Consider the following 21934-nt stretch of genomic DNA (forward strand, 5'->3'; position numbering starts at 1 on the left):
TCGACTAACGGCTGATCTCATCTGCAAGAAGTCCTACGGACAGAGCGTAAAAGTTCGAGCAGTTGTAATCGAGGATAACCCTATAATTTCCGGTTAGCAGATAGGCAGTTCGTCCGCGCCCATCGGGCTCGAGCAAACTCGCCATGACATTGTCTGCAAGCCAGGATCCCGATTGCGGCACGATACCCAGTGCGCGCCACTCGGCCATGGTCTTCCATCCGGTATGCCTGTCAAACACGCGTGGACACCGCGGACTTTTCAATGTCGTGCCAAGGCTTGCGCGATCGAGGTCAGCAGGTACGCTCACTGCTACGCCCCACGGTTGCCCCGGTCGCCAGCCCGCATCGCGGAAATAGTTGGCGATAGAGGCCAGCGTGTCGGTCCGGCTTGACCAGATATCGGCAAATCCGTCGCCATCGCCGTCCTGCGCCACGCGGAGGTAGACCGACGGCAGGAACTGCGGATTGCCGAATGCACCCGCCCAGCTGCCAACGAGCTTCGAGCGGGGTACGCCCCGGTCGACCATCTTCATGGCCGCCACGAATTCGTCCGCAAACAGCTCCCGGCGGCGCCCTTCGTAGGCAAGCGTGGCCAGAGCGCGCGGCAGATCGAAACTCCCGGTATATCCGCCGTAGTCGGTCTCGTGCCCCCATATCGCCAGCATGATCGGCCCCGGCACCCCATAGCGCTGCTCGATCGCCCCGATCTGCCCGGCTACGGACGCATAAGTCCGCCGTCCCCGTGCAATCCGCGCCGCATCCACGTGTTGGCGGCGATAAGGCTCGAACGAGGGGATTGTGCCGGATGAAGAACCAGGCTGCGCCCGATCCAGCTGGATCACCCGCTGGTTAAGCGTCAGGCCCTGCGTCATCTGCGCAATGGTCGATTCGCGGACACCCTCGGCCCGCGCCCGCGCCGCCAGCAATTGCAGGTACCCCTGGAATCCGGCCTCCTCGGCATCGACCTGACCCACCGCAGGTCCCGCCACCAGCAAGGCAAAAGCGGCTACGCTCGCAGCCCGAAACCCTCTCATTCGTTCAAGAAATTGCATGGAAACGATGTTGCATGGATGGGCAACGATGGGAATCCCCTTTGCGACCGATGCAGAACTCGCTAACGGCGAGCCGATCACCGCACTCTGGTGATACGCGGACAGGTGGCCGAGTGGTTTAAGGCAGCGGTCTTGAAAACCGCCGTGGGTGCAAGCTCACCGTGGGTTCGAATCCCACCCTGTCCGCCAGCACATCCCTTGGATCACGGCTCCTCGGACTCCGGAATCTCGATGGCCTTGACGCACATCTCGTCTCGATAAATCTGTTTCCTCGGTGACGCTACTTGGCGGTGCCATGCTGCTTGCCACGGGTTCGGATTGAAGGGCTCTTCAATTTCGAATTCCAATGAACCTCTCCTTGCCGACAGAAAGCGCGGGAGGTGGAAGTTGTTCCTTGCTCGACGCAACTTGTCGAATTCTGTGCTTGTTTTTCGACAAGTCGTGTGGAACTCCGTCCGGGGCAACAGGAAGGGAAATTTCAATAATGCTTCGAACTACATTTGTGGTGGCCGCAGTAACTGCGGCCGCACCATCGATCGCATCTGCGCAAGATGCGACTTCCGCACCTGTCGCTACGACAACGGCTGCAGTATCAGCTCCTGTTGCACCGGCAGCACCGGCTATGCGTCAAATCGTCCTGCCCCCGAATTCGGAGGTTGTTGTAACTCCGAACGATACGCTGACGACCAAGGGCAAAAAGCTAAAGGAAGGCTACAAGTTCCGGATCTCCACCGTGTTTGATGTGATGCAGGACGGCTACGTGATGATCCCCAAGGGAACCATGGGCGAAGGTACTGTCACCTGGATGACCAACAAGGGCGCCTTCGGCAAATCGGGCAAGATGGAAGTATCTTTTGATTGGCTTGAGATGGGCGGAAAGCGCGTCTCACTCACCGGCAACCATCGTCAGGAAGGTGAGGGCAATACTGGCGCGACGGTTGGTACAGCGGTTGCCGTCGGCGTATTCTCAGCCTTTGTCACCGGCCGATCTGCAACGATTGTGAACGGTCAGCAATTGCGCGCCCGGACTGCGGAACCGTTGAATTTCATGATTCCTGAATCGGCTGCGCGAGTAATGTCCGGTATGCTGGTATCGACGCCGGTCGCAGCCCCTGCTCAGGCTGGACCGGTAGCCACGCCTGCGGCGAACTGACCGGGCGTTGAACCTTGAATGCAAAAAGGCGCGGGCAGGTTCTCCTGTCCGCGCCTTTCTTTTTGCCTTCAAGCCCGTCGGGAGCCCTCAGATGTGGATCGCCCGCCCGTAAGCCGCAAGCACGCTTTCGTGCATCGATTCGCTGATCGTCGGGTGCGGGAAGACCGTGTGCATGAGTTCGGCCTCGGTCGTCTCGAGCGTCTTGCCCACAACATAGCCCTGGATCATTTCGGTCACTTCCGCGCCGATCATGTGCGCGCCGAGCAGTTCGCCGGTCTTGGCGTCGAACACGGTCTTCACGAAGCCTTCGGGCTCGCCAAGCGCGATGGCCTTGCCGTTGCCGATGAACGGGAAGGTGCCGACCTTCAGTTCATAGCCCGCTTCCTTCGCCTTGGCCTCGGTCAGGCCCACGCTGGCGATCTGCGGATGGCAGTAGGTGCAGCCGGGGATATTGCCACGATCCATCGGGTGCGGGTGGACGTCCTTGTTGCCGAGTTCTGCCGCGATGGCTTCGGCTGCAATCACGCCTTCATGGCTTGCCTTGTGCGCGAGCCAGGGCCCCGGCGTCACGTCGCCGATGGCCCACAGGCCCTTTACGTTGGTGCGGCCATAACCGTCGATCGCGATGATTCCGCGTTCTGCCTTCACACCCAGTGCCTCGATGCCGATGTTCTCGGTGTTCGGCACGATGCCCACGGCCACGATCACATGGCTGTAGTCGGCCTCGACAACCTTGCCATCCTTGCCCTTGATCTTCGCCTTCACCCCAGAGCCAGACACGGCAAGGCTTTCAACGCCTGCGCCGGTCATGATCTTCATGCCCTGCTTGGTCAGCGCCTTCTCGAGGAAGGCCGAAACGTCGGCGTCTTCGACGGGCACCACGCGGTCCATCATTTCAACTACCGTAACTTCGGCGCCCATATCGTTGTAGAAGCTGGCAAATTCGATGCCGATGGCGCCCGATCCGATGACCAGCAGCTTGCTCGGCATTTCCTTGGGCGTCATCGCATGACGATAGGTCCACACCCGCTCGCCATCGGCCTTGGCGAAAGGAAGATCACGTGCGCGGGCGCCCGTGGCGACGATCACGTGCTTGGCGGAAATGACTTCCTTGCCCTTGTCGCCCGCAACCTCGACCGAGGTCGCAGACTTCAGGACACCGTTGCCCATGTGCACGGTGATCTTGTTCTTCTTCATCAGGTGCGTGACGCCCTGATTGAGCTGCTTGGCAACGCCGCGCGAACGCTTGACCACCGCGTCGAGATCAGCGCGGATGTTGTCAGCCGCAAGACCATAGGCCGCTGCGTGCTTCATGTGGTTGAGCACTTCGGCAGAGCGCAGCAGCGCCTTGGTCGGGATGCAGCCCCAGTTGAGGCAGATGCCACCCAGGTTCTCACGCTCGACAATGGCCGTCTTGAGCCCGAGCTGCGCGCAGCGGATCGCCGCGACATAGCCGCCGGGGCCCGATCCGAGGACGATGACGTCATATTGGTCAGCCACGCAAATGCTCCTGTCAGTCTGTCTGCGGCAAAGGCCGCGGTTTGCGATCGTCGTCGATGGCGACGAAGAAAAATCGTGCCTGAGTCACTTTCTGGCGATCCTCGCCAGTCCGTGCCCGCCGCCAGGTTTCCACGTCGATCGTCATCGACGTGCGCCCGGCTTTGCTCAGGTGCGCATAGACGGAAACTTCGTCGCCCACGTGCACCGGGTGATGAAATGTCATGCCTTCGACGGCAATCGTGGCGGCACGGCCCTTGGCCCTGCGCGCCGCAACGATGCCTGCTGCCATGTCCATCTGCGCCATCAGCCACCCGCCAAAGATATCGCCGGCAGGATTGGCATCAGCTGGCATTGCCGTGATGCGGATGGCCGGTTCGCCTGATGGTAGCGGATCGGCCATCTCTTCACCCCTGCAACTAGGATCAGGCCAGCGATATCAGGCCACCAGGCCCAGCGGGTTCTCGATCAGGTTCTTGAACGCTTGCATCAGTTCGGCACCGTCCGCGCCGTCGATGGCGCGATGGTCGAAGCTGCCGGTCGCCGACATCACGGTGGCGATGCCGAGTGCCCCATCAATCACATAGGGACGCTGCTCGCCCGCGCCGACCGCCATGATCATCGCCTGGGGCGGGTTGATCACGGCATCGAAGCTCTTGATCCCGAACATGCCGAGGTTTGAAAGCGAAGCCGTGCCGCCCTGATACTCGTGCGGCTGCAGCTTGCCCTCGCGCGCCTTGTTCGCCAGCGCCTTCATCTCGGTGGCGATGGCCGAGACCGACTTGGCTCCCGCATCGACGATGATCGGCGTGATCAGGCCCGAAGGCGCAGCAACGGCCACCGAAATGTCGGCACGCTTGAAGCTGCGCAACTCATCGCCGGCAAAGCTGACATTGCACTTGGGCACCTGCACCAGCGCCTTGGCCAGCGCCTTGATGATCAGGTCGTTCACCGAAAGCTTCACGCCCTGCGCCTCGAGCGCCTTGTTCAGTTGCCCGCGCAGCTTGAGCAGCGCATCGAGCTGGATGTCGACCGTCAGATAGATGTGCGGGATCGTCTGCTTCGCCTCGGTCAGGCGGCGCGCGATTGTCTTGCGAACATTGTTGAGCTTGGCCGCTTCATAGGGGATGCCGAAGTCTGGAACTGCAGCCGGTGCCGATGCGGCGACTGGCGCAGCGGCAGGTGCGGCTGCAGGGGCAGCAATGGCAGCCGCAGGAGCAGCGCCGGGCTTTGCATCCTCGACGTCGGCCTTGACGATTCGGCCGTTCGGGCCGGAGCCTGCAACGCCCGAAAGGTCGATGCCCTTGTCTGCTGCAATGCGCTTGGCGAGCGGACTGGCGACGATGCGATCACCCTTGGCAGCCGGAGGAGCAGCAACCACCGGCGCAGGGGCGGCTGAAGGCGCAGGTTCTGGTGCGGGAGCCGGAGTTGGCGCGGGTGCCGGGGCCGCCGCCTTCGGGGCAGGCGCGCTCGCATCGTCGTCCTCGCCCGCAATCATCGCGATCACGGTGCCGACCTTCACGCCTTCCGAGCCTTCGGCCACGTCGATCGAAACGATAGTGCCCTCGTCAACCGCCTCGAACTCCATCGTCGCCTTATCGGTCTCGATCTCGGCCATGATGTCGCCGGAGGAAACCTTGTCGCCCACTTTCACCAGCCACTTTGACAGAGTTCCCTCTTCCATCGTGGGCGAGAGTGCGGGCATCTTGATGGCGATGGGCATGGGCGTTTTTCCGTGTCCTGATGGCGCGAAGCAGAGGTGCCGTAGCGGAAACCTCTCCTGCATCTTTTGTCAGGCCCATTTCACCAGCATGGCGCGTCGGGTCAAGTGGCTTGCCGCTTGCACCGCATACGAATTTGCCGATACGAGGGTTTCGAGAGGACAAAGGTCATGTCGCAACGCATCTATCTGGTGATCATGGACGAGACCGACGAGGCCAAGGCAGCCTTGCGCTTCGCCGCGCGCCGTGCCGTCCGCACAGGCGGCGCCGTCCATATCCTCGCGCTCGTGCCGCAACAGGAGTTCGTCGCGTTCGGCGGCGTGCAGGCCACGATCGAGGAAGAAGCGCGCGACCGGGCCGAGGTTCTCGCAATGACAGCCGCCGGGAGTCTCGCCAGCGAATCCGGGCTGACCCCGGTCATCGCCGTCCGCGAGGGCGATGGCCCGAAGGTCGTGCGCGAATACCTCGCCGAACATCCGGAGATCTCGGCACTGGTCCTCGGCGCTTCGGGCGGCAACAACCCCGGCCCGCTGGTCACTCACTTCGCAGGGATTGCAGGCCAGCTCCCCTGCCCGCTGATGATTGTCCCCGGCGCCCTGCCGGACGAGGAAGTCGACCGCTTCAGCTGATCACTTCTTCCTGCGCCCCTGGTGGCGGATGTTGGACGGCCGCCCGCGCTTGCCCGGCACGTAGTTGCCCTGCCGCTTTGGCTTGTGCCCCAGCTTTTCGCCACGCCGCTCGATCCGCTGCACACCTTCGGCCACATCCACCGGCTCGAACTTGAGCGCCCCGGTCAGCGGATTCGCTTCGGCGAGCCGCAGCTTGAGGATCTGCCCCATGGCAAACTCCTCACCGCTCAGCTCCCCGATCAGCCGCTGCGCCTTCTCGTCATAGTTGAACCGCTCGGCCCCCAGCGTCGAGACCGGCACCAACCCGTCCCCGCCCAGCCCGATGATCGTGGCGAACAGGCCGAACTTCTGCACGCCGGTAATGCGCGTATCGAACACCTCGCCCACCTTGCCCGAGAGCCAGGCCGCCACATAACGGTCGATCGTATCGCGCTCGGCCTCCATCGCTCGCCGCTCGGCGTTGCTGATCGCTTCCGACACGCGCGCCAGATCACCGCGATCCCGGTCCGAAAGCCCGGAGGTAGGCGGCAGGTCCGCCTTCGGGCGCGGCTGCTCCAACCCATAGGCATCAACCAGCGCGCGATGCACCAGCAAGTCGGAATAGCGCCGGATCGGCGAGGTGAAATGCGCGTAGGACCCTAGAGCCAACCCGAAGTGCCCCGCATTGCGCGGCCCGTAATAGGCCTGCGTCTGGCTGCGCAGAACCGCCTCCATGATCAGCGCCTTCTCCGCCTCGTCCGAAATGTCCTTGAGCATCCGGTTGAACAGCGATGGCGTAACCACTTGACCCAGCGTGAACTTGCGCTCGAACGTGGCGAGGTAGTCCTTCAACGCTACCAGCTTCTCCCGGCTCGGCGGCTCGTGGATACGATAGACCACCGGGGCAACTTTGGCCTCCAGCGCCTTGGCCGCCGCCACGTTTGCCGCAATCATGAAGTCTTCGACCACGCGGTGCGCATCGAGCCGCTCGCGAATCGCGATCTCGGCAATCTTGCCCTGAGCATCGAGCACCACGCGCCGCTCTGGCAGTTCGAGGTTCAGCGGATCCCGCGCATTGCGCGCCTTCTCCAGCAGTCGCCACGCAGCCCACAAGTTCTGCAGATGCGCCTCGGTCTCGCCGGCATCGATCCGCCGCTGCGCTTCCTCATAGGCAATCACTTCAGCGATCCGCACCACGGCGCGGGTAAACCGCCATTCGCGGATATGACCCGAACTGTCGATCGACAGGTGGCAAGCCATCGCCGCCCGGTCCGCCCCCATCTTCAGCGAGCAGACCTCCGCCGAAAGCACTTCGGGTAGCATCGGCACGACGCGGTCGGGGAAATAGACCGAATTGCCGCGCTTCCTCGCCTCGCGATCCGTCTGCCCGCCCGGCCGCACATAATAGCTGACGTCCGCAATCGCCACGACCGCACGGAAGCCCCCTTCCCCGTCCTGCTCTGCCCAGATCGCATCGTCATGGTCGCGTGCGTCGGCAGGATCGATGGCAACGATCGGCAAATGACGCAGATCCTCGCGCTTCTCCTCGCTGACCGGCAACTTAGCCGCCAGTTCCGCCTCGGCAATCGCGCCTTCAGGGAATACGAAGGGAATGCCATGCTTGTGGATCGCGATCAGGCTGAACGCACGCGGCGCCAGCGGATCGCCCAGCACCGCCACGACACGCATTCCCGAACGCGGTGACCGACCGGCAGGTTCGGCGAGAACCAGTTGCCCTTCTTCGGCCCCACCAAGGTGGGAAATCGGAACGGCATTGCGAACCCGCTTGTCCACCGGAGCGAGCCAGCCCTTGCCGGTGCCGTCAAGTTCGACGACACCCATCATCTGCTCTTCGCCGCCCTGCAGCTTCTTCATCGGATGGGCGATCCAGCCCTTGCCCGCCTCCTCGGTCCGCGCCAGCACGCGATCACCCACGCGCAGCGCAGCATTGCGATCGCGCTGCTTCCCGCGCGGTTCCACCACTCGCAGCCGCGGCGGAGGGCTGGCATCTTCCGGGCTCCAGCTGTCAGGAATGGCCACCGGCTCGCCCTCGTCGATCTCGACGATGCGCAACACGGTCACCTTGGGCACGCCGCCCATCGCGTGGAATGCGCTACGGTTGCCGTCGATCAGGCCTTCCTCGGCCATGTCCTTGAGCAGCGCCTTGAGCGCGATCTTCTCCGCCCCCTTAAGCCCGAAAGCCTTGGAAATCTCGCGCTTGCCCGCAGGCTCGTCGGACTGGGCGATGAAATCGAGCACCTGCTGGCGCGTCGGGAGACCTTGCGGAAACTTGAATTTAGCCATCCCGGGCATGTGGTCGCTAAGCCACGGGATGGCAAGCGCTCATGGCTTGGCCAGCGGACCGAACTGGCCACCTGGAACCGCCGAAGCAACGGGACTCTCGCTTCCGTCCACCGCCACCGCGCTCACCCCGAAGAGCCAGTCATCGGCGCGAACGCCCGGTAGGCTGGCCTTGACCTCTGCCGTCTCGAGCAGCCGCGTTTCCCACATTGGCGCATCCGTCCGCCGCTGCCACAGCACATAGCGAACCGCGCCCGGCACCGCCTGCCATTCCACATCCGTACTCGGCTGCACCGCCCCCTTCACCACCGGCGCTGGCGGCATCGGCGTCCGCGCCAGCTTCGAAAGCGCCTGAACATTCAGGCGGGTCACCTTGGCAAGATAGGGAAAATCCATCTCGTCTACGGTATCACCAAACTTCACCCCGCCTTCGATCCGCAAATCCTGATGCTGGTGTTCATAGTCCTCGACCGCCACGGTAAAGCGCACCGCCGGATAGCCCTTGTCCGAGAATGGCAACTGGTCTCCGCCCCGGCCCAGTCTGTCGGCCCGCCAGATCTGCCGTACCGCCAGCCCCTTGCCATCCTTCTCGGCAAGCTTGGCCACCCAACGCGAGATATTGCGCGAAGGACTGTCGTTTTCCCCACCATACCTGCGCATCTGTGCCCGCAAGGCATCGGTCGCATCGGCGCGCGGCCCTTCGGACAATAAGCGCACGTGCGCATCGTCCTTGTATCCATCCGCCCCGGTTGAACCGCCAACGATATCGTTGTTGAGCACGGCCTTCACCGTCCAGCCCTGCTGCGCGGCGTAGTCGGCCAGCAACTTGCCACCGAACAGGCCTTGCTCCTCGCCTGACAGAGCAGCATAGATGATGGTCGTCGGAAACTTTTCCTTCGACAGTACCCGCGCTGCTTCCAGCACCAACGCCGTACCGGAACCGTCATCGTTCGCGCCGGGTGCATCCTTGACCGCATCGAGAGGGTCCGAAACGCGGCTGTCTATGTGGCCCTGCACAATCACGACTTCATTCGGCCGCTCGCTCCCGCGCTGGATCGCCACCACGTTGACGAGCCGCGTCGGCACCGGCACCCGGTCACCACTCACCACCGTTTCAGGAAGCACGATCTCGAGGCAGCCCCCGCAAGCTGCAGCCGTCTTGCGAAACTCCCCTTCCGCCCACTTGCGCGCAGCGCCGATCCCACGCTTTGGGTCGGTCTGCGAAGACAGCGTATGCCGCGTGCCAAAGCGGACCAGTTTCTCGACATCGGCCCGCAACCGCGCCTCGGAAATCGCTTCCTCGGGTGCCGCGACAGCAGCGGTGGAGACAAGCAGCGGGATCAGGACCAGAGCGTTTCTCATGGACGCAGACCTTACCGGCCCAAAGCACCACGCCAAGCCCACCCGTCAAAAAGGGTGGATCTCCCAAGGTGCTATTCGCGCGGAATACATTGCGCGCGGAGACGCGCGGAGAAAGATGGAGAAACTGAAGACGGCTGCGCCGCAGGCTTCATCGTCTCTCGCTCTTTCTCCCCTTCTCCGCGTCTCCGCGCGAACAATATCTAGAATCAGTAAGACCGTGCGATCAGGATCTTCTCGACCGCAGGCTCACCCGTAAACGGACAGACCCCATCGGGCTTCGCCGCATCGAGCGGCGTGTTGCGGATCGTCAGCTTCAGCGCCTTCAACTGCTCGACAACCTTGTCCAGTGCCTCGCCGGTGGGCTTGCTCCAGCCCATCTCGACCCAGCCCGGATACTTGTTGCCCTCAGCAAAGTAGGCCTTCAGCCCCTCAAGATCGGTCACATCGCGCACGATCTGCGCATCACGGCGCGCACGAGCTTCCTCGTAAAGCGAGGTCTGGATCGCTTCCAGTTCCGCCGACGCCGAAGCGATGAAGTCATCCTTGGCTTGCCCGACAAAGTTGGGCTTCGCATCCTCGCGCCAAAGCTTGTCGCGGCGCAGCGCCGAAACCATGCCGCCCTCTGCATCACGCCCGCCGATTTCAAGGATCAGCGGCACGCCGCGCTTCACCCAGGCCCAGCGCTTCTGCGTGGCCTTGCCGGGGCGCTTGTCGAGCAGCACGCGCACGCGTTCGCCGAACGCAGACTGCTTGGCTAGAGTCTTGCGGATCTCTTCGCAATAGGCGAGCAGCGCCTCGTCGCCATCGTTGTCGCGCAGCATCGGCAGGATAACGATCTGCTGCGGCGCAACCTGCGGCGGCACGCGCAAACCATCGTCATCGCCGTGCGTCATGATCACGCCACCGATCAGACGCGTCGAAACGCCCCACGACGTGGTGTGCGCCAGCGCCTGCTGGCCTTCCTTGTCCTGATAGCGGATGCCGGCTGCCTGCGCGAAGGTGGTTCCGAGGTAGTGCGAGGTACCAGCCTGCAGCGCCTTGCCGTCCTGCATCATCGCCTCGATCGAGAACGTCTCGACCGCGCCGGGGAAACGCTCGTTCTCAGGCTTGGGTCCGGCGATGACTGGCATGGCCAGTGGCCCTTCGGCAAACGCGCGATACATTTCAAGCGCGCGAAGCGTTTCCTTCATCGCGTCCGCCTCATCGGCGTGGGCTGTGTGGCCTTCCTGCCAGAGGAACTCGCTGGTGCGCAGGAACATCCGCGTGCGCATTTCCCAGCGCACGACGTTGGCCCACTGGTTCACCATCAGCGGCAGATCGCGCCAGGACTGGACCCAGCGTGCCATCGCCGCGCCGATCACCGTCTCGGACGTCGGGCGGACGACCAACGGTTCCTCCAGCTTTGCTTCGGGATCCGGCGTCAACCCGCCCTTGCCGTCAGCAATCAGGCGGTGATGCGTGACGACTGCCATTTCCTTGGCGAAGCCTTCAACGTGCTCAGCTTCCTTGGCGAAGTAAGACAGCGGGATGAACAGCGGGAAGTAGCAGTTCTCGACGCCAGCTTCCTTGATCTCGGCATCCATCAGCTTCTGGATGCGTTCCCAGATGCCGTAGCCCCATGGGCGGATCACCATACAGCCGCGCACGCCGGATTCCTCGGCAAGCTCGGCCTCGGCGATCACGGCCTGATACCACTGGGCGAAGTCGTCGGCGCGCTTCACATTGAGCGCGTGCTTTATTGCGGGCTGGTTCATGGGCTTGCGCGTTAAAGCGCAAAACGCCTTCTCGCAATGCCCGGCGCGGCCTTGCGAGAAGGAAAAGGGGGTTACTTGGAAAGCTGGTCGAGCTTCTTCTGCATCTCGGCCATCTGCTTGCGCAGACCATCGAGGTCATCGGCCTCGGCGGCAGGGGCCGCTTCATCCTTTGCCGCAGCACCCGGAACGAAAGCCGCAGCGGCAGCCTTGAACATTTCCATATTGCGCTGGGCAATCTGGGCAAGCGGGTTGGCCCCAATGCTTTCCTCAATCGCCTTGCGCATCTTGGCCTGGTTCTCGCGGAAGTGCTCCATCGATGCTTCGAGGTAGCCCGGCAGGAAAGCCTGCATCGAATTGCCGTACATCGAGATCAGCTGGCGCAGGAAATTGGTCGGCAGCATCTGCTCACCCGCCGACTCTTCTTCCATGATGATCTGCGTCAGGATCGCATGGGTCAGATCCGCGCCGGTCTTGGCGTCAATCACCTGAAAGTCCACGTTATCCTTCACCATCTGGGCAAGATGGTCGAGCGTGATATAGCTGGAAGTGCTGGTATTGTAGAGGCGACGGTTGGCGTATTTCTTGATTATAACCGTGCCGCCATTCTTGGAATCACTGGCCATGGTGGACCCCCCGCTGCGACGTTAAAAAGCTTTTAGCATGTGCAGCATGTGCGGCGCAACAAATCTTGACCAGTCCAATCAATTACCGCTTTGGCGCGAAAAGCGTTTTCCCATCAGCGTGAGCAGTTCGTACTGCGAAAGACCGCTCTGATTGGCAGCAGACGGCAGGTCGTAATCTGCGACCAGCCAGTCACCCTCCTTGCAGTCCGGCATGTCCGAAAGGTCGACGATCGTCAGGTCCATCGACACGCGCCCAAGCACGCGCGCCTTGCGGCCCTGCCAGTGGAAACTCCCGATGCACGACCAGCAGCGCAAGTACCCATCGGCATAACCGATCGCCAATACCCCGACGCGGATCGGCGAACTGGCCGTAAACAACGCGTTATAGCCAACCTTGTCGCCCGGTTGCAGTTCGCGGACCTGAAGCACCGCTGCCTCGGGCCTGACGACCTGAGCGATCTTGCCCGCAAGTTCGGAGCGCGCCACGCCGCCGTACAGAGCAATGCCGGGCCGCGTCAGGTCGGCATGGAAAGACTCGCCCAGCGCAATCCCCGCGCTGTTTGCAAGGCTATAGCGACGCGCGGGAACCTGCGCCCTCACCGCCTCGAACCGCCTGCGTTGGTCTTCGTTCTGGGCAACGTCCTCGTCAGCGCTGGCAAGGTGGCTCATGCAGATGTCTACATCGAGGGAGGCCAGAGCGGGGTCGGACAGGTCAGCGAGTGACAGCCCGAGTCGGTTCATCCCGGTGTCCACCATCAGGTGGCAGGCACCGCCGCCGCTCTCCTGCCAGACGCGAACCTGATGCAGACTGTTGAGCACGGGGCGCACCCCCGTCGCCCGGGCGAAGTCCGCTTCGGCAGCACTGGCCGGGCCATGGAGGACCGCGATCTGTTCAGGAGGAACAAGCTCAAGAATTTCAGGGACTTCGGACCAGTGCGCCACAAAGAAGTCGCGACATCCCGCTGCCGAGAGTACCGGCATGACCCGCGCGGCACCTACGCCATAGGCATCGGCCTTGACCGCAGCCCCCGCTGCAGCCTTGCAGGACAGGTCATCAAGCGTGCGCCAGTTCGCGGCAAGTGCGTCAGCGTCGAAGCCGAGGCGCAGGGAGGCAGGGGGTAGCGGGGTGATGTCAGTCGTCCGTGAAATCGGTCGGAAGCCCCGGCTTCAATCCCCATAGCGAGACGAGAAATGCAACCAGAACAATGACCCAGGTGTACCATAGCCCGGCATAGGGATCGCCGGTCCGCGCCACGATGTAGCTCGAAATCAGCGGCAGGAAACCCCCGAAGTACCCTGTCCCAAGATGATAGGGGATCGACATCGAGCTATAGCGGATACGCGGAGGGAACATTTCCGAAAGGAGCGCCGCCACCGGCCCATACGTCGCGCCCGACATTGCCATCAGGAGGACAAGGGCGACGAGGACCAGGGCGAGGCGTCCGGTCGAAGGCTTCACCTTGGCAAAATCGTAGCCGTAAGTGGAGAGTTCCGCCTGCAGGGCCTTGGCGCGTTCAGCGGCCTTGCCAGTCCATGGATAGCTCTCGAGAGTTAGCGCTCTGCCTCCGACAGTTGCGGTGAAGTTGCCCGTCTGCCTCAGAGAGTAGGAAATTCCCGACGCCGAGAGATCGGCGAGCAGTTTGCCGCATCTGCTGGTCTGTTCGGCAGCGAAGGGACTGTAATCACAGTCAGAACCGGAAACGACCACCGGGTTCCTCTGCGCAGCACCTGCAAGCTCCGGATTCGCCGCCGAGCCCAGCAGCCAGAACGTCGGGAACAGCAGCAGGAGAGTCAGAGCATACCCGATGACAATCGGCTTCTTGCGTCCGATGCGGTCCGAGAGAGCGCCAGCGATCAGATAGAACACCATGCCGATGGCACCACCAATACCGACGATGACCTCAGCCGTCGTATCATCCATCCGCATGGCGGACTTGAGGAATCCGAGGCTGGAGAACATCGCCGTGTACCAGATCACGGTCAGTCCAGCGGCGATTCCGAACAAAGCGATGAATATCCGGCGCTTGTTGCCGGGATAGGTAAAGCTCTCGACAAAGGGATTGCCAGCAAGCTCGCCCTGCTCCTTCATCGCCTTGAAAACAGGGCTTTCCGACAGCTTGAGCCGCATCCACAGCGACACGCCGAGCAGGGCGAGACTGACGAGGAACGGCACGCGCCATCCCCAAGCATTCCACACCGCTTCGCTCATCAACCCCTTGCTTGAAAGCACCACGATCAGGCTGAGGACGAAGCCGCCGACCACGCTCGCCTGGATATAGCTGGTGTAATAGCCGCGCCTGCCGCCGGGGGCATGTTCGGCGACATAGACCGCCGCTCCGCCATACTCACCACCAAGCGCAAGTCCTTGAAGAACGCGCAGAAAGATGACGATGGCGGGGGCCGCCAGGCCGATGCTGTCCGCCGATGGGATCAGGCCGACGCCTGCCGTGGCAATCCCCATGAGGGTGACTGTGACGAGGAAGGTGTACTTGCGGCCCAGTTTGTCACCCAGATAGCCGAACAGGACGGCACCGAGAGGGCGGAAGCCGAAGCCGACTGCGAAGCCGGCCCAGACGAGCAGGAGTTGCAGCGTTGCATTGTCGGACGGGAAGAAGGTTTTGCCGATGATTGCGGCGAGCGTGCCGTATATGAAAAAATCGTACCATTCGAACACGGTACCGGCAGAGCTTGCGGCAATGACGAGGCGGATTTCCGAAGCGCTCGGCTCAGGAAGCTGCCCGTTGGCAATGGTGGACGACACGCAGAATTCCCCCGACACGTATTTGTTGGCTGGTGCTGTAGCGAAGGGGCCGCGCCTGCGGCAAGCCCTGCATTGCTTCAGGCAGACACCTGAGCTGGAAGCGCTTCGAGCGCAGCGTCCCAAGCCAGCAGGATTGCGGCGTGACGGGCGGGATAGCCAAGAGCCGGTGCCAGCAGACCAACTCCCGGCCAGTCAGGCTCGCTCCCCTCACCCGCCAGCCATCGCGCGAGAGAGTCACGGGCTAGTGCGATATCGGCGCGGGTCCGACCTCGAGCGCTCCGGGCGAAGATGTTGGCGGCTGCCTGCCCCACCGCGCAGGCGTGAGGGCGCAAGGCAAGGCGATCGATCGATCCGGCAGCATCAATGGACAACCCTAGCTCGATTGCGCTGCCGCAACTGCGGGATCGCGCTGAACCTCGCAGCGGCAAGGTTTCATCCCACGGAAACTCGGAAAGCCCCATGGCGCCAGCCAGGATTTCGGGCGTGTAGAGCCCGCGCGTGTTCATCTCACTCACCCAGAACTTGCTGGCGAGCCTTGCGCTTGGCCACTTCCTTCGCCTGCTCTGCCGCAGCCTCGCGCCGTTCCGAGATAAGGGTCAGCAATTCCTCGCTGGCGGCGTTCAGGAACGGATAGGTGCGGGATTCCACGATCCAATCGGGCCGCCCATCCTCACCCCAGACCAGATCGTATCCGAAGACCACTATGGAATAGCCCAGCACGACGATGATGAAGCCCTTCACCGCACCGAAGCCGAAGCCGAGCAAGCGGTCTATCGGGCCGATCACGGATTCGCGGCTTGTGCTTCCCATGCGGCGCGCGATCATCCGGGTGCCGAGATAAGGCAAGAGCAGCAGCAGGAAGAACGCAAGAACGCCTGCGCCCGTCTCCGTCGGCAAGTGATCGGCCAGCCACAGCGTGAGCGGTTCGTGAAAGTAGTGAACCGCCAGCAAGGCAAGGCACCACGCGGCCAGCGACAGGACCTCCTCGACGAAGCCGCGCATGAAACCGCCGACGGCACCGATGCCGACGAGGATGAGGACTACATAATCAAGGCCGGTCATATCCCTGAAAACCTATGAGCCGCCCATCACCCGGTCAATCAGATTTGGCAGGAGCTTGAGCGGGGAATAGCGCAAGCCATCCACCTTTTCAGCCCCCGCCTCCGGCCCGCAACCGAGCGTAAAGCCAAGTTTTGCAGCCTCACGCAGGCGCACAGGCGTGTGGGCAACCGGGCGAACTTCACCAGCGAGAGAAACTTCACCGAACCAGATCGATGATTGTGGCAGCGGGCGATCGGACAAGGCCGAGATCAAGGCCGCAGCGACCGCAAGATCGGCCGCCGGATCGGTCAGCCGGTATCCGCCCGCGACATTGAGATAGACTTCAGCAGTCGAGAAACTGAGCCCGCATCGGGCTTCTAGTACGGCAAGAAGCATCGCGAGGCGACCACTGTCCCAACCGACGACCGCACGGCGAGGCGTTGCACCGCTCGCCAGGCGGACAGTGAGGGCCTGGATCTCGACCAGAACGGGACGTGTGCCTTCAAGCGCGGGGAACACTGCGCTGCCCGCTACCTGGTCCTCACGCCCCGAAAGGAACAGCATCGAAGGGTTGCCGACTTCCTCCAGCCCCGCCCCTGCCATGGCGAAGACGCCGATTTCATCCACAGCACCGAAGCGGTTCTTCAAGGCACGCAGGATGCGGTACTGGTGGCTGCGTTCCCCCTCGAAGCTCATCACCACATCAACCATGTGTTCGAGCACACGGGGGCCGGCGATGGAACCGTCCTTTGTAACGTGGCCGACCAGAACCAGAGCGACGCCGTTCTCCTTGGCGTAGCGGATCAGTTCGAACGCGCAGCCACGCACCTGACTGACCGTGCCCGGTGCGCCTTCGATCTGGTCGGAATGCATGGTCTGGATCGAATCGATCACCAGCAGCGACGGCGGGTTCATCGAGCCGAGGGTCGTCAGGATGTCGCGCACCGAAGTAGCAGCCGCGAGCTGGATCGGCGCCTTGCCAAGGCCCAACCGGTCAGCCCGCAGGCGCACCTGATCCGACGCTTCTTCGCCGCTGATGTAGATCGCATCGCCGCCTGCCATCGCGACCTTGGCCGATGCCTGCAGCAGGAGCGTGGACTTGCCGATACCCGGATCGCCACCCATCAGGATCGCGCAGCCCGGCACCAGACCACCGCCCAACGCACGGTCAAATTCGGCGATTCCGGTCGACCGGCGAACCGGCAGGGCGATGGGCGCATCGAGGGGCACGAAGGCAACGCGGCGGCCACCGCTCGACAGATCGTGCTTGGACGAGAAGATCGTTTCGGGCGCTTCTTCGGCGAGCGTGTTCCACTCACTGCAATCGGCGCACTGACCCTGCCAGCGATTGGTGACGCTGCCACAGGCCTGGCAGACGAAGCGACGTTTGGGTTTGGCCATGTCCGCCAACTACCAGAACATAGATGGAACGCAAGCCATGTCCCGCCGAAATGGCAGCGGTTGCCGGTAGCGGTTTGCTAACCATGGTGTCTGGGATCATCCTTAACGGAGGATCAGGTATGTCCCTTATCCATGGCTGCGCCGACCAATCATTTCCTTGGCATAGATCCCAAGATGTACCGCCACTTCGCGGTCGTCACCGTGGCCTTGTCCACGGTCGTGGCCGTGTTTGCCGATGGCGATGCGCAGCAGGCCATGGCAAAGAGCCAGAAAGTTGCCAGACACAACGCAGCCGAGACGCGGGCTGCCAAGGCCAAACTGACTGACAAGAGATCAGACAAGCGCAAATCAGGCGGCGGTGGGGGCTTCAATGGACCTTTCGGCGCACCGATGGATGGCGGCGGTGGCGGTGACAGCAGCTACATTCCGGCCGGAATGATGGTGCAACCAGCGCCAATCATCATCGAAGTTGATCAGAGAGCGCTTGCCCGCATGACGCCCGAGCAGCGCGCCGCCTATCTGCGCAAGCTGGAAGAAGAGCGGCTGAAACGGATGGCGCAAGAGCCGATCCTGCCAACGCAGCAGCAGATCAGCGCACTGGCCGAGCAGTCGGCTGCCCGGTCCGGGTCCGAAAGCATCGACTGAGATCAAAAGAGAATGGTGCCCCTGGCCCGACTCGAACGGGCACGTATTGCTACAAACGATTTTGAGTCGTTCGCGTCTACCATTCCGCCACAGGGGCACTTCAGGGCACCGGCCTTAGCCAGTGCCCTGTCAAAAGGTCAAGCGCCGCGAAGCGCTCCGGCAAGAAGCTTGTGCAGCTTCGAGTGCAGCGCATCGTTACCGGCAAGGATCGTCTCGTCACAGATCGGCTGCGAGCGGCCCTTGTAGTCGGACACGAAGCCGCCCGCCTCACGGACCAGCAGGCAACCGGCAGCCGTATCCCAGGGATAGAGTCCTGATTCCCAGAAGCCATCGAAGCGACCGGCAGCGACCCATGCGAGATCGAGCGAGGCGACACCAAAGCGCCGTATCCCGGCGATACGCGGGCCCAGTTCGGCGTAGATCCTGGCCCACTCGTTGATGTCACCGCGGCCGGCAAACGGAATGCCGGTGGCGATCAGCGCTTCGTCCATGTGGCGACGCGCCGAGACGCGCAGGCGACGGTCCTGCAACCAGGCGCCCTGCGATTTTTCGGCCCAGAAGCTTTCGTCGGTGATCGGCTGATAGACCAGCGCTGCGGTGACTTCACCCCAGCCCTTTCCGTCCAGCGTCGGTTCCTGCACGGCGATCGAGATCGCGAAGTGCGGGATGCCGTGGAGGAAGTTGGTCGTACCGTCGAGCGGGTCGATAATGAAGCGGGGCTTGCCCGGTTCGCCAGCGATCTCGCCGCCTTCTTCCATAAGGAAGCCCCAGCCCGGACGTGCCGCACGCAGTTCGTCCCACAAGGTGCGTTCGGCGTGCTGGTCTGCCTTCGAGACGAAGTCTGCCGGGCCCTTCTTGCTGACCTGAAGATGCTCGATCTCCCCGAAGTCGCGGCGCAGGCGGCCACCCGCCTTGCGCGCCGCACGCTCCATCACGCGCATCAGGCCGGAAATGGCTGCCATCGATCAGCCCACCTTGCCGACGTACGTACGCTCGTAGACGTCGACGATGATGCGGGTGCCGCTGCCGATGTGCGGCGGAACCATCACGCGCACGCCGTTGTCGAGAATGGCGGGCTTGTAGCTGGACGAAGCGGTCTGGCCCTTAACCACGGCGTCGGCCTCGACGATGGTCGCTTCGACCTGGTCGGGCAGCTGCACCGAAATCGGGCGCTCGTCGTACATTTCGAGGAGGACGGTCATGCCATCCTGCAGGAACGCGGCGGCATCGCCGAGAAGATCGGACGGCAGCGTGATCTGGTCGTAGGTTTCGACGTCCATGAACACCAGATCGTCGCCCTCGGCATAGAGGAACTGGAAGTCCTTGGTGTCGAGACGGACGCGCTCGACAGTGTCGGCGCTGCGGAAGCGGACGTTGGTCTTGCGGCCGTCGATGAGGTTCTTCATCTCGACCTGCATGAAGGCGCCGCCCTTGCCGGGCTGGGTATGCTGGGTCTTGGCGACCTTCCAGATGCCCTTTTCGTATTCCAGGATATTGCCCGGACGGATGTCCACGCCGCTGATCTTCATGATGGAAAGAGCCTTACCGTGAGTAGGGAAGCGCGGCCCTTAGCGGTTCGGGCGTGAAGCTTCAAGCATGATTGCCTGATGCGGGCACGGCGTGCTAGCGCGAAGCCCATGAAGCGCGTGATCATTCTTGTCGTCGGAGTACTTGGCTTGGCCAGCGTGGCGCAGGCCGTGCCTGGAGGCAAGCTCATGGTCCTACCCAAGGGTGACTGGACGTGCGAGATTCCGGGGGACGCCACGGTAACTCCAGTCGCCAAGCCTGAACTGGGCTTTGAGACAATTGCCGACTCGTCCTATGTCGCGCCCGATGGTTCGCGGGGGAGCTATCTGCGCCTGGCAGACCGGCTCACGCTGACCAGTGGCGTCTTTTCGGGGCGGCGGTTCGTGATGGATGGCGAGGAGATCCTGCGCGAACTGGGGACCGACGACGCGCCGACGGGGCTGCGCTGCGTCCACGCGGGTCCTCTCTCCCTTACGACCTAGACCGCGGTCACACTGTCTCTCCGCATGCGCCAGTAGGCGTAGGCGATGATCCCGGCAAAGGCGATGACGCCAACCGGGAGCGCGGCAGGGAAGCCGTCGGCAATGGCGAGTGCATCGGGATTGTCCGTCGCGGCGACGATGGCGGCGTAGGCGATATTGAACAGGCTGTCGCCGACGATCAGGCCGGTTGCGGTGAGCACACCCATCCGTTCGGCAAACTCCGGCGCTGACTGGCGCGCGGCCCACTTGTTGTAGAGGTGGCCGAGGACTGCGCCGACAATGACCATCATGGTCACCTGCGTGGGCAGGTACATCCCCATGCCGACAGCCAGCGGCGGAAGAGAGCCGCGGCCTGCGCGCTTGAGCAGTTCGTCGACGAAGACGACGCCTGCGCCGATGGCAGCGCCAAGGCCAACGAGGTTCCAGTCGAGACTGCCGCCAAGCACGCCTTGCGCGATGGCGGATATGAGCGAGGCTTGGGGGGCGGACAGCGCGTTCTCCCCTGCCCCCGGCGCGCCCTGGAAGCCGAAGGTGGAGTTGAGCAGGTCGAGAATTGGCGGAATCACCAGTGCGCCGAACAGCACGCCGAGGATCAGGGCGACCTGCTGTCGCCATGGCGTCGCCCCGACGAGTTGGCCGGTCTTGAGGTCTTGCAGGTTGTCGTTCGAGATCGTCGCCACGCCGAAGACGATGGCCGTGACAAAGAGTGCGAAGGCAACCAGCGCCTTGGTGTCCGCCTCGCTGCCGCCTTGACCGAACAGAGCGAGAAGCAGGAGCGAGATGCCGAGCGCGGCGAGAATGCCGACGCCCGAGATCGGGCTGTTCGATGCGCCGATCAGGCCGGCCATATAGCCGCACACCGAAGCGATGACGATGCCTGCAACCAGCACGTAAATCACCGAGGCCGTGAGGGTCAGGCCTAGCGCTCCAGCGACCGGGCCGCCGACAGCGAAGTCGGCAAGCAGCAGGGCAATCGGGACCATCGCGAGGATGATCGTGCCGCCGACGATGCCGATGGGAATATCGCGCTCGGACAACTCAAGGCCAGACATACCGGCTCCGCTGCGGGCCCGGTTGGCGGCGATGGCAGCGGTGATGCCACGCACGATGGGTCCGATCACACGCAGCAGAGTCCAGATCGCGGCGATGCCGATGGTGCCTGCGCCGATGAAGCGGATCTTCTGGCGGAAAACGGTACCGATGAAGTCGGCGAGTTCGGTCCCAGCTGGAATTCCCCCTGCCGTGAGTTGCGGGAGGAGGACGCCGAAGCTGATGACGATTCCCACGAGCATGGCGATGCCAACGGCAAGACCTACGAGGTGCCCCACGCCGACCAGCGCCAGCGAGAGGCCGCCGAACATCATCGATCCGCCCGAGCCGACCTTGAACGCGCCGCCTACTTCCTCGACTGCGAGCTTCATCTTGGCGAGCAGCGGGTAGAGCGCGGCAAGCAGGCCACCGGCGGTGACAGCGGCAAGCCCCTTGCGGTTCTCTTCGGCTCCACCAACGCCCGCGCCAACCTTGAGCACTTCTGCTGCGGCAACGCCTTCAGGGTATGGCAGGTCCGAGCCCGTCACCAGCGCGCGGCGCAGCGGGACCGAGTACATGACGCCGAGGATGCCGCCGACTGCGATTACCGCGACAGACTCCCAGTAGGGGAAGTCCGCCCACCATCCCACCATGACAAGGCCGGGCAGGACGAAGACGATAGCCGAAAGCGTGCCCGCAGAGCTGGCGATAGTCTGGACGATGTTGTTTTCCTGGATCGTTGTCCCGGAAAAGGCACGCAGCACGGCCATCGATATCACGGCTGCGGGAATGGATGTTGCAAACGTCAGGCCGATACGCAGGCCTAGGTAAACGTTTGCGGCAGTGAACACGACCGTGAGTATCGCGCCCAGCACCACGCCGCGAAGTGTCAGTTCCCTTGGGGCAATCCCGCTCATTCGTGCTCCATGCGCTGCGACCGGTCTTCTGTCTTGCACGGGCAGCCGCGCATGGGAAGCC

At 63.0% G+C, this 21934-nt stretch carries 21 protein-coding genes and 2 tRNA genes; 5 read left to right on the plus strand and 18 right to left on the minus strand.

The window, feature by feature from the left end; translation table 11 throughout:
• Positions 1-4: 4 nt before the first annotated feature.
• Positions 5-1033 carry a lytic murein transglycosylase gene (locus ACZ1JW_RS15590; RefSeq protein WP_465141238.1) on the minus strand — a complete coding sequence of 343 codons (1029 nt, stop codon included), beginning with the start codon at positions 1031-1033 and terminating at the stop codon, positions 5-7.
• A 117-nt stretch (positions 1034-1150) separates the two neighbouring features.
• On the opposite strand from ACZ1JW_RS15590, the gene ACZ1JW_RS15595 reads away from it, so the two are divergent.
• Positions 1151-1240: transfer RNA gene (locus tag ACZ1JW_RS15595), tRNA-Ser, on the plus strand.
• 14 nt (positions 1241-1254) lie between these two features.
• On the opposite strand, the gene ACZ1JW_RS15600 is transcribed toward ACZ1JW_RS15595, so the two are convergent.
• Positions 1255-1398 carry a hypothetical protein gene (locus tag ACZ1JW_RS15600; RefSeq protein ID WP_465141239.1) on the minus strand — a complete coding sequence of 48 codons (144 nt, stop codon included), beginning with the start codon at positions 1396-1398 and terminating at the stop codon, positions 1255-1257.
• Positions 1399-1673: 275 nt separating this feature from the next.
• On the opposite strand from ACZ1JW_RS15600, the gene ACZ1JW_RS15605 reads away from it, so the two are divergent.
• Entirely contained in the window at positions 1674-2204 is a 531-nt protein-coding gene (locus tag ACZ1JW_RS15605) for a hypothetical protein (RefSeq protein WP_465141240.1), read from the plus strand.
• A gap of 87 nt (positions 2205-2291) precedes the next feature.
• Here the strand turns inward: ACZ1JW_RS15605 and lpdA are convergent, their stop codons facing one another.
• From lpdA to ACZ1JW_RS15620, 3 genes are read right to left on the minus strand one after another with little or no spacing between them, the layout of a single operon-like run.
• Entirely contained in the window at positions 2292-3704 is a 1413-nt protein-coding gene (gene lpdA / locus ACZ1JW_RS15610; RefSeq protein WP_465141241.1) for a dihydrolipoyl dehydrogenase, read from the minus strand.
• 13 nt (positions 3705-3717) lie between these two features.
• Positions 3718-4104, minus strand: a complete 387-nt coding sequence (locus ACZ1JW_RS15615; protein ID WP_465141242.1) for an acyl-CoA thioesterase — start codon at positions 4102-4104, stop codon at positions 3718-3720.
• A 36-nt stretch (positions 4105-4140) separates the two neighbouring features.
• Positions 4141-5424 (minus strand): pyruvate dehydrogenase complex dihydrolipoamide acetyltransferase, encoded by a 1284-nt coding sequence (locus ACZ1JW_RS15620; protein ID WP_465141243.1) that lies wholly within the window; start codon positions 5422-5424, stop codon positions 4141-4143.
• Positions 5425-5592: 168 nt separating this feature from the next.
• Between ACZ1JW_RS15620 and ACZ1JW_RS15625 the strand changes: the two genes are divergently transcribed.
• Positions 5593-6051, plus strand: a complete 459-nt coding sequence (locus ACZ1JW_RS15625; protein ID WP_465141244.1) for a universal stress protein — start codon at positions 5593-5595, stop codon at positions 6049-6051.
• On the opposite strand, the gene ACZ1JW_RS15630 is transcribed toward ACZ1JW_RS15625, so the two are convergent.
• The 9 genes from ACZ1JW_RS15630 to radA form a co-directional block, all read right to left on the minus strand.
• Positions 6052-8334: a ribonuclease R family protein gene (locus tag ACZ1JW_RS15630; RefSeq protein ID WP_465141245.1), complete on the minus strand. Its 2283-nt coding sequence runs from the start codon at positions 8332-8334 to the stop codon at positions 6052-6054.
• A gap of 39 nt (positions 8335-8373) precedes the next feature.
• Positions 8374-9693 carry a M28 family peptidase gene (locus ACZ1JW_RS15635; protein ID WP_465141246.1) on the minus strand — a complete coding sequence of 440 codons (1320 nt, stop codon included), beginning with the start codon at positions 9691-9693 and terminating at the stop codon, positions 8374-8376.
• Positions 9694-9899: 206 nt separating this feature from the next.
• Positions 9900-11447, minus strand: a complete 1548-nt coding sequence (gene proS, locus ACZ1JW_RS15640) for a proline--tRNA ligase (RefSeq protein ID WP_465141247.1) — start codon at positions 11445-11447, stop codon at positions 9900-9902.
• 71 nt (positions 11448-11518) lie between these two features.
• Entirely contained in the window at positions 11519-12070 is a 552-nt protein-coding gene (gene phaR / locus ACZ1JW_RS15645; RefSeq protein ID WP_465141248.1) for a polyhydroxyalkanoate synthesis repressor PhaR, read from the minus strand.
• A gap of 78 nt (positions 12071-12148) precedes the next feature.
• On the minus strand, positions 12149-13201 hold the full coding sequence (gene alr, locus ACZ1JW_RS15650) for an alanine racemase (RefSeq protein ID WP_465142793.1): 1053 nt from the start codon (positions 13199-13201) through the stop codon (positions 12149-12151).
• Position 13202: 1 nt separating this feature from the next.
• Positions 13203-14831 (minus strand): MFS transporter, encoded by a 1629-nt coding sequence (locus tag ACZ1JW_RS15655; RefSeq protein WP_465141249.1) that lies wholly within the window; start codon positions 14829-14831, stop codon positions 13203-13205.
• A gap of 77 nt (positions 14832-14908) precedes the next feature.
• Complete coding sequence (locus tag ACZ1JW_RS15660) at positions 14909-15337, minus strand: iron-sulfur cluster assembly scaffold protein (protein ID WP_465142794.1); 429 nt, start codon at positions 15335-15337, stop codon at positions 14909-14911.
• A 1-nt stretch (position 15338) separates the two neighbouring features.
• Entirely contained in the window at positions 15339-15893 is a 555-nt protein-coding gene (locus tag ACZ1JW_RS15665; protein WP_465141250.1) for a CvpA family protein, read from the minus strand.
• A 12-nt stretch (positions 15894-15905) separates the two neighbouring features.
• Complete coding sequence (gene radA / locus ACZ1JW_RS15670) at positions 15906-17273, minus strand: DNA repair protein RadA (protein WP_465125815.1); 1368 nt, start codon at positions 17271-17273, stop codon at positions 15906-15908.
• Positions 17274-17405: 132 nt separating this feature from the next.
• Between radA and ACZ1JW_RS15675 the strand changes: the two genes are divergently transcribed.
• On the plus strand, positions 17406-17918 hold the full coding sequence (locus ACZ1JW_RS15675; protein WP_465141251.1) for a hypothetical protein: 513 nt from the start codon (positions 17406-17408) through the stop codon (positions 17916-17918).
• 13 nt (positions 17919-17931) lie between these two features.
• Here the strand turns inward: ACZ1JW_RS15675 and ACZ1JW_RS15680 are convergent.
• From ACZ1JW_RS15680 to efp, 3 genes are all read right to left on the minus strand, one after another.
• Positions 17932-18015: transfer RNA gene (locus tag ACZ1JW_RS15680), tRNA-Leu, on the minus strand.
• A 40-nt stretch (positions 18016-18055) separates the two neighbouring features.
• On the minus strand, positions 18056-18880 hold the full coding sequence (locus ACZ1JW_RS15685) for an inositol monophosphatase family protein (RefSeq protein WP_465125813.1): 825 nt from the start codon (positions 18878-18880) through the stop codon (positions 18056-18058).
• Between the two features lie 3 nt (positions 18881-18883).
• The gene (gene efp / locus ACZ1JW_RS15690; RefSeq protein ID WP_144907081.1) at positions 18884-19447 is read right to left on the minus strand and encodes an elongation factor P; all 564 of its coding nucleotides are present in this window, start codon (positions 19445-19447) and stop codon (positions 18884-18886) included.
• A gap of 108 nt (positions 19448-19555) precedes the next feature.
• Between efp and ACZ1JW_RS15695 the strand changes: the two genes are divergently transcribed.
• Positions 19556-19927 (plus strand): hypothetical protein, encoded by a 372-nt coding sequence (locus tag ACZ1JW_RS15695; RefSeq protein ID WP_465141252.1) that lies wholly within the window; start codon positions 19556-19558, stop codon positions 19925-19927.
• On the opposite strand, the gene ACZ1JW_RS15700 is transcribed toward ACZ1JW_RS15695, so the two are convergent.
• On the minus strand, positions 19924-21873 hold the full coding sequence (locus ACZ1JW_RS15700; RefSeq protein ID WP_465141253.1) for an OPT family oligopeptide transporter: 1950 nt from the start codon (positions 21871-21873) through the stop codon (positions 19924-19926). The genes ACZ1JW_RS15695 and ACZ1JW_RS15700 overlap by 4 nt on opposite strands.
• Positions 21874-21934 lie beyond the last annotated feature (61 nt).

This window comes from Novosphingobium sp. BL-A-28-Hi1-0D, assembly GCF_055521755.1.

Coding starts and splice junctions, on each gene's coding strand:
- ACZ1JW_RS15675 (WP_465141251.1), top strand. CDS start 17,406: ATGGCTGCGCCGACCAATCATTTCCTTGGCATAGATCCCAAGATGTAC.
- efp (WP_144907081.1), bottom strand. CDS start 19,447: ATGAAGATCAGCGGCGTGGACATCCGTCCGGGCAATATCCTGGAATAC.
- radA (WP_465125815.1), bottom strand. CDS start 17,273: ATGGCCAAACCCAAACGTCGCTTCGTCTGCCAGGCCTGTGGCAGCGTC.
- ACZ1JW_RS15660 (WP_465142794.1), bottom strand. CDS start 15,337: ATGAACACGCGCGGGCTCTACACGCCCGAAATCCTGGCTGGCGCCATG.
- proS (WP_465141247.1), bottom strand. CDS start 11,447: ATGAACCAGCCCGCAATAAAGCACGCGCTCAATGTGAAGCGCGCCGAC.
- ACZ1JW_RS15605 (WP_465141240.1), top strand. CDS start 1,674: ATGCGTCAAATCGTCCTGCCCCCGAATTCGGAGGTTGTTGTAACTCCG.
- ACZ1JW_RS15625 (WP_465141244.1), top strand. CDS start 5,593: ATGTCGCAACGCATCTATCTGGTGATCATGGACGAGACCGACGAGGCC.
- ACZ1JW_RS15635 (WP_465141246.1), bottom strand. CDS start 9,693: ATGAGAAACGCTCTGGTCCTGATCCCGCTGCTTGTCTCCACCGCTGCT.
- ACZ1JW_RS15590 (WP_465141238.1), bottom strand. CDS start 1,033: ATGAGAGGGTTTCGGGCTGCGAGCGTAGCCGCTTTTGCCTTGCTGGTG.
- ACZ1JW_RS15665 (WP_465141250.1), bottom strand. CDS start 15,893: ATGACCGGCCTTGATTATGTAGTCCTCATCCTCGTCGGCATCGGTGCC.
- ACZ1JW_RS15695 (WP_465141252.1), top strand. CDS start 19,556: ATGAAGCGCGTGATCATTCTTGTCGTCGGAGTACTTGGCTTGGCCAGC.
- ACZ1JW_RS15620 (WP_465141243.1), bottom strand. CDS start 5,424: ATGCCCATCGCCATCAAGATGCCCGCACTCTCGCCCACGATGGAAGAG.
- ACZ1JW_RS15615 (WP_465141242.1), bottom strand. CDS start 4,104: ATGGCCGATCCGCTACCATCAGGCGAACCGGCCATCCGCATCACGGCA.
- ACZ1JW_RS15685 (WP_465125813.1), bottom strand. CDS start 18,880: ATGGCAGCCATTTCCGGCCTGATGCGCGTGATGGAGCGTGCGGCGCGC.
- ACZ1JW_RS15700 (WP_465141253.1), bottom strand. CDS start 21,873: ATGAGCGGGATTGCCCCAAGGGAACTGACACTTCGCGGCGTGGTGCTG.
- ACZ1JW_RS15630 (WP_465141245.1), bottom strand. CDS start 8,334: ATGGCTAAATTCAAGTTTCCGCAAGGTCTCCCGACGCGCCAGCAGGTG.
- phaR (WP_465141248.1), bottom strand. CDS start 12,070: ATGGCCAGTGATTCCAAGAATGGCGGCACGGTTATAATCAAGAAATAC.